The sequence below is a fragment of the Streptomyces sp. NPDC059455 genome, assembly GCF_042750115.1.
GTDB classification, from domain to species: Bacteria; Actinomycetota; Actinomycetes; order Streptomycetales; family Streptomycetaceae; genus Streptomyces; species Streptomyces endocoffeicus.
The window spans coordinates 1-3,333 of sequence record NZ_JBHYVB010000428.1; the positions used below are offsets into that span (position 1 = coordinate 1).

General features: G+C 74.8%; 2 protein-coding genes and 1 pseudogene. 1 reads left to right on the top strand and 2 read right to left on the bottom strand.

The window, feature by feature from the left end; genetic code table 11:
* On the top strand, window positions 1–1,277 hold a 1,277-nt coding region (locus ACFXB5_RS53165), incomplete at its 5' end, for an FGGY-family carbohydrate kinase (protein ID WP_385223207.1).
* Between the two features lie 69 nt (window positions 1,278–1,346).
* Here the strand turns inward: ACFXB5_RS53165 and ACFXB5_RS53170 are convergent.
* Together ACFXB5_RS53170 and ACFXB5_RS53175 are read right to left on the bottom strand one after the other, a co-directional pair.
* Window positions 1,347–2,633 carry an RNA polymerase sigma factor gene (locus ACFXB5_RS53170; RefSeq protein ID WP_385223209.1) on the bottom strand — a complete coding sequence of 429 codons (1,287 nt, stop codon included), beginning with the start codon at window positions 2,631–2,633 and terminating at the stop codon, window positions 1,347–1,349.
* Between the two features lie 361 nt (window positions 2,634–2,994).
* Window positions 2,995–3,333: pseudogene (locus tag ACFXB5_RS53175) on the bottom strand (DNA primase); the annotation flags it as partial.

Below are 3,333 nucleotides of genomic sequence, written 5' to 3' on the forward strand. Positions count from 1 at the left end.
CCGCTCTGGCGGCCAAGCACACGCGCCCAGTGCGCGCGGCCCCCGACCTCCCCGGCGCGCTCGGCGGCCGCACGGCCTGGGCCCAGGCGGTCGGCGCCGTACCGACCGCCTCGCAGCCGGTGGCCAAGCTGCGCTGGCTGACGCGGAACGAGCCGGACGCGGCGCACCGCGTGGCCGAGCTGATGCAGCCGCACGACTGGCTGGTGTGGCAGCTGCTGGGGCGGCCGGTGCGGCGTACGACCGACCGCGGTACGGCCTCCAGCAGCGGCTACTGGTCAGCGGCGAACGGATCCTGGCGCCCCGACCTGGTCCAGCTGGCCCTCGGTCACCAGGTGCGGCTGCCGGAGGTCATCGGCCCGGCCGACGCCGCCGGGCACACCCCCGAGGGGCTGCTGATCTCCGCCGGTACGGGCGAGACCATGGCCGCCGCCTTCGGGCTCGGGGTCGGGGTCGGCGACGCGGTGATCTCCCTGGGCGCCTCCGGCTCGGTCTTCTCCGTCCACCATGAGGCGCTGGCCGATCCGACCGGCACGATCCTGTCGTACGCAGACGCCACCGGCATGCATCTGCCGGTGGTCCATACGCTCAACGCGGTACGGGCGCTACGCGGTACGGCGGAATTGCTCGGCACGGATCTCGAGGGGCTCTCCGAGCTCGCGATGAAGTCCACCCCGGGGTCGTACGGGCTGGTGCTGCTGCCGTATCTGGAGGGCGAGCGGACCCCGCATCTGCCGCATACGGCCGGGACGCTGACCGGGCTGCGGCGCGAGTCGATGAAGCCCGAGCATCTGGCGCGGGCCTCGTTCGAGGGGATGCTGTGCGGGCTCGCGGACGCGCTGGACGTGCTGCGCGGGCGCGGCGTCCAGGTGCGGCGCGTGTTCCTGCTCGGGCCCGCGGCCGACCTCCAGGCCGTCCGCGCGATCGCGCCCGCGGTGCTGGGCGCGCAGGTCGTGGTGGTCCAGCCCGCCGACTACGCCGCGCTGGGCGCGGCCCGGCAGGCCGCGTGGGCGCTGGGCGTCTCGCACGGCACCCACTCGCCGCATGAGCCGCCGCGCTGGCCGGCCGCGGCGAGCCAGGTCTTCGAGCCGGGCGAGGACCTGCCGGTGGGGCAGTCGGTCCGGCAGCAGTACGTGGCGGTGCGGGAGCAGATCCACCCGGGGGCGTTCGAGCCCGGGGCCGGCGATGAGGAGGCCGCGGGCCATGGGGCGGCCGGTGGGTACGAAGCCGCTGGGTACGAGGTGGGTGGGTACGAGGCCGGTGGGTACGACGGCGGGTGAGGCCCGGCCCGCCGACGTTTCGGGGCGGCCCGGCCCGCGCGGGCGGGGACGGAGGCGAGGGCTGCGGCACTAGTCCAGATAACCCCGCAGCTGATCGGCGAAGGCGTGGTCGCGGAGCTTGTTGAGCGTCTTCGACTCGATCTGGCGGATCCGCTCCCGCGTCACCCCGAAGATCCGGCCGATCTCCTCCAGCGTGCGGGGGCGGCCGTCGGCCAGTCCGTACCGCAGCTGCACCACCTTGCGTTCGCGCTCGCCGAGCGTCGACAGCACGGCCTCCAGATGCTCGCGGAGCAGCAGGAAGGCCGCGGACTCCACGGGTGAGGCCGCATCGCCGTCCTCGATGAGGTCGCCGAGGGCGACATCGTCCTCCTCGCCCACCGGCGCGTGGAGCGACACCGGCTCCTGGGCCAGCCGCAGCACCTCGCTCACCCGCTCCGGGAGCAGGTCGAGATGGGCGGCGACCTCCTCGGGGGTGGGTTCGTAGCCGCGCTCCTGGAGCATCCGGCGCTGGACCCGGACCACCCGGTTGATCAGCTCGACGACATGCACCGGGACCCGGATCGTCCGGGCCTGGTCGGCCAGGGCGCGGGACATGGCCTGGCGGATCCACCAGGTGGCGTACGTCGAGAACTTGTAGCCGCGGGCGTAGTCGAACTTCTCGACCGCGCGGATCAGGCCGAGGTTGCCCTCCTGGACCAGGTCGAGCATGGTCAGGCCGCGGCCGACGTAGCGCTTGGCGACGGAGACGACGAGGCGGAGGTTGGCCTCGATCAGCCGGCGCTTGGCCATCCGGCCCAGGACCACCAATCTGTCGAGGTCCAAGGCGAGTTGGGTGTCGAGGTCGGGGGTGTTGCCGAGCTTCTCCTCGGCGAACAGGCCCGCCTCGACCCGGCGGGCCAGCTCGACCTCCTCGACCGCGGAGAGCAGCGGTATCCGCCCGATCTCGCGAAGGTACTGGCGGAAGAGGTCGGCGGAGGGGCCGCTGGTGTCGGCGCGGGCGGGCGGCTCGATCGGTTCGACGGGCTCCACGGCCTCCACGGCCTCCACGGCCTCGACCGGGTCGACCGGCTCTGCGGGCTCCGCGGGCTCCACGGCCTCGACCGGGTCGACCGGCTCGGCGGGCTCCGCGGGTTCCGCTTCGGGGGCGGCGCCGTCGGGCGCGGGGGCCGGGGCGGTGCCGGGGGCGAGGTCGGCCATGGAGTCCGGTGCGGCGTCCTGGCCGGTATCCGGTACGCCTTCCGGGGCGAGCTCCGCCGAGTCCTCGGGCATGGCCGGCGCTACCGCTGTGGCGCGGGGCGGGTGGGGGGACAGGGGGTGCGCCGCGAGGGCCGCGTCGGTGAGGGTCTGGGTCTGCACGGGGGCGACCTCCAGGGTGATCGCTGCTGAGGGGGCAGAACGATCGGGTACGGCACGGCGGCCGCGCCGCCGTCCGTCCCGTACATCTTGAGCGACTCTGCGGGGGATTCCGGCCCTACCCGGCCAAGACCGCCGCGCTCCGAGGACTCAGGCACCGCATCCCAGTGTGGAGTACGACACAGGCCCGCCACGAGGGGCGTGCGAGCACTTTTTGCTCAGCGGCCCGTGACCGTACGACTACCCGGCGACTACAGCGAGCTCTCCGGCCCGCCCACCGGAGCACGAACGTGCTGGCGGGAACCCATCCCACCGGCCCTCGCCGCCCCCCGGCCGCCCCTGTCTTCCCAAGCGCCCGCTCGTCCTACAGCGCCGCCACGCCCCGGTCCCGGAGGGACTGGCCGTACTGCTGAAGCACCCAGAGCTCGTTCTGCACGGCGGCGAGGTGGGCGGGGTCGGCGTGCTGCCCCAGGCGCTGGAGGGCGCCCCGGACCTCGGTCACGCGGTGGTTCACCGCGGCCAGCCGGACGGCCACCAACTGCACCCCCGCGTACACCTCGTCCGGGTCGCGGCGGGTGTGCGGCGGCTCGACGGCGAGCTCGGTGACCATCGCCCGGACCGTGTCGTCGGGCGCCGCCCCCCCGCCCCCGGCGCGCATTTCGTGGGTGCCCGGGCGCGCGCCCCCCCCCCGCCCCCCCCCGCG